General features: G+C 51.4%; 5 protein-coding genes. All 5 read left to right on the forward strand.

Translation table 11 applies throughout. The features are described from left to right. Positions 1-264: 264 nt before the first annotated feature. The 5 genes from rpsO to M1136_01800 all read left to right on the forward strand — a co-directional run bounded on the left by rpsO (position 265) and on the right by M1136_01800 (position 5,849). Positions 265-531 carry a 30S ribosomal protein S15 gene (gene rpsO / locus M1136_01780; GenBank protein ID MCL5074369.1) on the forward strand — a complete coding sequence of 89 codons (267 nt, stop codon included), beginning with the start codon at positions 265-267 and terminating at the stop codon, positions 529-531. Positions 532-703: 172 nt separating this feature from the next. Then, positions 704-2,953: a polyribonucleotide nucleotidyltransferase gene (locus M1136_01785; GenBank protein ID MCL5074370.1), complete on the forward strand. Its 2,250-nt coding sequence runs from the start codon at positions 704-706 to the stop codon at positions 2,951-2,953. 28 nt (positions 2,954-2,981) lie between these two features. After that, a complete protein-coding gene (gene dnaJ, locus M1136_01790) occupies positions 2,982-4,103 on the forward strand; it encodes a molecular chaperone DnaJ (GenBank protein MCL5074371.1) in 1,122 nt (373 codons plus the stop codon). Between the two features lie 12 nt (positions 4,104-4,115). After that, positions 4,116-5,039, forward strand: a complete 924-nt coding sequence (gene prmA, locus M1136_01795) for a 50S ribosomal protein L11 methyltransferase (protein ID MCL5074372.1) — start codon at positions 4,116-4,118, stop codon at positions 5,037-5,039. Continuing rightward, on the forward strand, positions 5,040-5,849 hold the full coding sequence (locus tag M1136_01800) for a 16S rRNA (uracil(1498)-N(3))-methyltransferase (protein MCL5074373.1): 810 nt from the start codon (positions 5,040-5,042) through the stop codon (positions 5,847-5,849). Positions 5,850-6,481 lie beyond the last annotated feature (632 nt).

Genomic DNA, 6,481 nt, shown 5'->3' on the forward strand with positions numbered 1-6,481 from the left:
GGAGTTTTACGAGGTGACAGAAGCTGAGCCGACGGTAGCAACTCTGAGGGCCGAGCTGCTGGCTTGGGAGCACATCTACAACACGGTGCGGCCTCACCAGTCTTTAGGCTACAAGACACCCAAGGAGTTCCTCCAAGCCAAGGGCTATTATCAACCTAGATAAGGAGTGGTGTACAGGAGGTACCGAACGAGCACACGCGTTTGCGGCCTGATACGGCTTGTGCTATAATTGCCCTGAGATAGATTAGGGAGGTTATGTCAAAAGTGCCATTAGACAAGGGTGCGAAGACTAATATAATCGAGCAGTTCAAAATGCGAGAAGGTGATACGGGTTCCCCTGAGGTGCAGATAGCGCTCTTAACTGAACGAATAAATCAACTAATAGAGCACCTCAAGGTTCACACCCACGATTACCACTCACGCCGTGGTCTGTTGAAGCTTTTGGGGCAACGTCGCCGGCAGTTGGCCTACTTATCTCGCAAGGATAAGGACCGTTATAATGCCATCGTTTCCAGACCCAGGGTGAGTTAGAGACCAGCGCTTGCTCGTTATTGCTTCTGTACCCAGGTGGTGATCCTGGGTATTTTTGAGTGTAGTAGAGATGATTACTTGAGTTCAGCTTGGAAGATGTTCCTCCAAAGCTTTTGTTTTACACGTTTTACGTGAATGAAGATCTGATAATTTTCTATAGGAGAACAATGTGATGCATCAATATGAGATAACCATCGGTGGTAGGCAACTCCAGATTGAGACCGGCCAGCTGGCCGAACAGGCAAATGGGGCGGTCACCGTACGCTACGGTGACACACTTGTCTTGGCTACGGCTACCGCTTCCAAAGAGCGCCGTCCAGATATCGATTTCTTTCCCTTAACCGTAGACTACGAAGAGCGTCTTTACGCCGCAGGTAAAATCCCAGGGGGATTCTTTAAACGTGAAGGAAGACCCAGTGAGCAGGCCATACTGACCTGCCGGTTGACTGATAGATCTATGAGGCCACTCTTTCCCAAAGCTTTTCACAACGATGTACAGATCATCGTCACGGTGCTATCTGCTGATCAGGAGAATGAACCAGACGTACTCTCAATAGTAGGAGCATCGGCTGCCCTCTCCATCTCTGATATACCGTTCGATGGACCGGTTGGGGCGGTTAGGATCGGCTACATCAATAATCAGTTCGTCCTCAATCCCACTACTGTCCAACTCGAGCTAAGCCAGCTCGACCTTGTTGTAGCTGGTACAGCCAACGCGGTGGTGATGGTTGAGTCTGGAGCAAAAGAGGTCCCGGAAGAGATCGTCCTAGAGGCCATTAAATTTGGGCAGGTGGCCCTGCAAGATATTGTTAAGATGCAAGAGAGGATGGTCGAGGAGATCGGGCAACCCAAGATGCAGTATAGCGTTGACGAATTGGATGAAGAGATCAAGGTTACTGTAGAGAAGATCATCGCTGACAAGCTTGCCGTGGCTGTTAACCAAACCGATAAAATGGCGCGGGAGGAAGCCCGGGAGGCATTGAAGCAGGAGGTCTTGGATCAACTGGGAGAGCATTACGATCATAAGTATCTTCTGGCCGCTGTTGAAGACCTTGAGCGAACACTGATCCGCCATAATATCTTAACTGAGGGATGCCGTCCGGATGGGCGCGATCTTACCACTATTCGTCCTATCACCTGCGAGGTTGGTTTACTACCCAGGACACATGGCTCAGGACTATTTACACGAGGACAAACCCAAGTATTGACAATCGCTACCCTCGGTTCGATCAGTGACGAACAGATCATTGATGGCCTGGGCTTAGAGGAATCAAAGCGTTTTATGCACCACTACAATTTTCCTCCCTTCAGCGTAGGCGAGGTGAGGCGTATGGGTTCGCCTGGGAGACGCGAGATCGGTCATGGTGCCCTTGCTGAGCGTGCATTGGCCCCCATCATCCCTGATACGATAGAATTCCCATATACTATTCGTCTCGTATCAGAAGTTTTGAGCTCTAACGGGTCGACATCAATGGCCAGTGTTTGTGCCAGCACACTCTCCCTGATGGATGCCGGCGTGCCGATCAAGGCACCTGTGGCTGGAGTAGCGATGGGGTTGATAACGGACGAAAAGAACAACTTCGCTATCCTTACTGACATTCAAGGAATTGAAGACCACCTAGGAGACATGGATTTTAAGGTAGCCGGCACGGCCAGGGGCATCACTGCCCTTCAAATGGACGTGAAGGTCCCTGGACTCAGCTACGATATAATGCAAAAGGCCTTGACCCAAGCCCGCGACGCTCGTCTATTCATCCTCGACCGAATGCTGGAGACGATTGCCCACTCCAGACCTGAGTTATCACCGCACGCACCACACATCTTACGAACGACTATTCCTGTAGATAAGATTGGTGTTCTTATCGGCCCTGGCGGCCGCAACATCAGGAGCCTGCAAGAGGAGATGCATGTAAAGATAGATGTAGAAGATGACGGTAGCGTTTTCATCTCCTCTCCCGATGCCGACGCCTCTCAACGGGCCCTTCTTGCTGTAGAACGTCTCACCAAAGATGTGGAATTAGGTGCCGTCTACTTAGGACATGTGACACGCCTCAGCAACTTCGGCGCTTTCGTCGAGATCCTGCCTGGCAAGGAGGGCTTGGTCAGAACGGCAGAGCTCGCTGAATACCACGTCAGCCGGCCAGAGGATGTGGTAAGGGTAGGCGATGAGATTATGGTCAAGGTTATCGAAATTGACTCCCAGGGTAGGATAAACTTGTCTCGCCGAACCGTACTTGAGGGTACTACCAGCCAGACTGATGCGGCGTCAAAGCGAGCCACTCAGGTTATGCCTGGCGATCGCTTTCAACACCCGAGGAGACCAGCACCACCACACTCGCCAGAACGCGAACGACGCCTGACTGGTCCTAGCCACCCGGAACAGCGCCAGCCGCCTCGCCGTCCCTTCGGCAAAAGATGGTAACAATCACTAAAGAGGGTGCCACGAAGTGATGGGCCACAAGCGTGACTATTACGATATCCTTGGCCTTCCTCGAGGCGCTAGTGAAGAGGAGATAAGAAAAGCATACCGGAGACTGGCTCGCCAATATCACCCCGACGTAAACCGAGAGGAGTCAGCAAATGAACGTTTCAAGGAGATAAACGAGGCCTACGAGGTTCTCAGCGACCCTGAGAAACGGCGTAAATATGATCAGTTCGGTCACGTCGGACTGGGGGGATTTGGCGATCTGGGTGGCTTTGAGACCTTTGGCTTTGGTGATATCTTTGAAACCTTCTTCGGTGGATTTGCTAGTGCAACAGCCAGACGGGGCGTCCAGCGTGGTGCTGATCTTCGCTATGACCTCACGCTCACCTTCGAGGAGGCGGTCTTCGGTTGTGAGAAGGAATTAGCCATACCTCGTTGGGAAAGGTGCCCCGCTTGCGGGGGCATGGGGGTAGAACAAGGGACACAGCCAGTGCGCTGTCCTAACTGCGATGGTACCGGCGAGATCAGAAGAGCTCGCCAAACAATCTTTGGTCAGTTCATAAGTGTTACCGTCTGTGATCGTTGCCAGGGTGAGGGCAAAATAATCGTAACGCCCTGCGCTACATGCCATGGTACCAGCCGCGTCCAGACAGTCCGCCACATCCGAGTCAAGATTCCAGCCGGCGTGGATGATGGGACACAGATTAAATTAAGTGGTGAAGGGGAGGCCGGCATCAAGGGTGGTCCTCCTGGTAGCCTCTACGTGGTCTTAAGAGTTCAGGAACACTCTCTATTCAAGCGGATAGGAAACGATATTATCTATGAGTTACCCCTCAATATTGTCCAGGCTGCACTGGGTGATGAGGTGAATGTTCCTACTGTAGATGGCGTCGAGGCTAAAATACGCATCCCAGCCGGTACCCAAAATGGCCGGGTTTTTCGCCTTAAGGAGAAGGGGATCCCCTATGCTCGTGGGGGTGGACGTGGTGACCAACAGATCAAGGTTAAAATTGTTATTCCAACAGAGCTGACCCAGAAACAAAAAGAGATTCTGCTTGAGTTGTCTCAGACATTTGGTACGCCAGTCACCCCTCAGGATGGAAAGGGGTTCTTCCACAAAGTAAAAGATGTCTTCGCCCCCGATTGATCGGATTGCTTTATGAATTGGCTCGAACTAGCCATCGAGGTTGATACCGAGTCTGTGGAGGTGGTCGCCGAGCTTCTACAACACTTCACCTACGGTGGCGTGGTTATCGAACAAGAGGTCGCTTCGCCAAATGATGGAGAATTGATCCACGCCAACCTTGAGGGCCCCATCACGATCAAGGGTTATTTGCCGATCGATGAAGACTCCCAAATTGTAAAACAGAAGGTGGAAGAGTCCCTCTGGCATCTTCATTTCCTCGGCAATATCGGCCCCTTGCGCTCCAAGATCCTCGCTGAAGAGGATTGGTCTACCGCTTGGAAAGAGCATTATCAGGTTCAACATACCGGCACACGCCTTGTCATCAAGCCTTCCTGGCGCGACTACCAAGCGCGCCCTGGGGAAATCATTGTGGTTCTTGATCCAGGTATGGCTTTCGGCACTGGGCTTCATCCTTCAACACGACTATGCTTACTTGAGATGGAAAATTGGATCAAACCGTCGACTTACGTGCTCGATTTTGGTACAGGATCCGGGATTCTGGGTATCGCTGCGGCAAAATTGGGCGCATCCCACGTGGTAGCTCTCGACGTCGATGAAGTGGCTATACAGTCTGCCTGGAATAACGTTCACCTGAATAACCTGGAGGGCATCGTAACCATATTCTTGGGCACTCTATCTGACCTGCTTAATGGTAAGATCAGGGATGCCCCTCTCGTCTTCGATCTCATCCTGGCTAATATAACGGCTAAGGTGATAATGGCATCGGCTGAGAACATCGCCCTATGCCTTAGAAGTGAGGGCATCCTTATCAGCAGCGGCATCATTCAGGATCAAGCCGAGAGGGTCTGCGCTGTGCTTCGGCAGGTTGGAATCAACATCATTCATAAGCGACAACAAGACGACTGGATAGCCCTTGTTGGGCAGAAATCAGCTTAAATGCACCGCTTCTTTGTCTCCCCCCAAGTATTTAATAGAGCCACGGCGGTCATCACTGGGCCACTCGTCCACCAGATAGTTGATGTTCTACGCTTGGGAATGGGTGACCGTTTGTTATTACTGGATAACTCTGGCTGGCAGTATCAGGTCGTTATCAAATCAGTCAGCCCCGAGCAGATAATCGGTTCCGTTGAAAAGAAGAGCCTGGTCACCTCGGAGCCCAGAACCAAGATAACTGTATTCCAGGGACTTCTTCGAACGAACAGGTTTGAGTTCGCTTTGCAAAAATGCACCGAGATTGGAGTTGTCGCCTTTGTTCCTATCATATGTGAACGATCAATAATCGCTGAGGTCCGCGAGGTGAGTGAACTGAAAATGGGGCGTTGGCAGAGAATCATTGTAGAAGCTGCCGAACAGGCCAGACGTGGGAAGATACCTGTATTGCACCCACCAATGCTTTTCGCTCAGGCCTGTAAACAGGCTAGGGGAATTTCATTACTCGCCTGGGAGAGCCAGGAGGCCTTAAGCATTAAGGCCGCACTGCATGAGCTATCGAGCGATAGGATATGGGAGGCTATGCATAGGGAAGGCGCAAAAGATGATCAACATTCACCAAGAAAAATTGAATGGCCCTTCTCAGTGAATCTCTTTATTGGGCCGGAGGGGGGCTTCTCTGCCGCTGAAGTGGAGAAGGCACGATCATATAACATCAAGCCTGTAAGCTTAGGACTACGGATCCTAAGAGCCGAGACAGCGGCCATCGTGGCAGCCAGCCTTATCCTTTACGAAACCGGTGATATAGGCAGCTAAAGACTAACCGCGATCACGCCAAGAATAGACCTGGCAAGTTGTTTCCCCCATCGTCCCCTCAGCGCGCTGGCACGTGACAGTTCAGGCAACTGCCTCGGTCGGCATGTTTCTGCTTGGGCGCTCCACCCTTCCCCTCACGGTGACAGAGCACACAGGGTTCTTTCGTCACCTCATGAGGGATACGAGGTGGAGGAACAGAGGGCCCGCAAGCAACGGATTGCCACAATAGTAGGGTAGAGAGAAACACTATCGACAACCGGTATCTCTGTCGGACAGGCATATCATCCCTTAATCTCAGTCATGCTGTGCCGCAAGTATTATAGCACCAACTATGATGCCAAGAGACCCAGGATACTTGATGGAGGGGAATGCTGAAGGTGAAACCTCTCAGCCTGCGGCAGGCTCTGCCCAGGCTTTCATTCCCCATCACCTGTAAGGCGTCAAATCTTTTTATGAATCTTCATTGACGCAACTGCAAAATCTTGGACGTCTCCTTGGCAATGAACTGATTGCGTTCAGATGCCTCCGTGACAGTTAGAGGATGTTGATAAGTAGTAGTGGGGAGGGGGTATGGGGGAGGGGTATCCACATGTGGATAACTTCTTGCCCCAGGACTGGTCAAAAAGAGAGCC

It is taken from the genome of Chloroflexota bacterium (assembly GCA_023475225.1).
Lineage (GTDB): Bacteria > Chloroflexota > UBA6077 > FW602-bin22 > JAMCVK01 > JAMCVK01.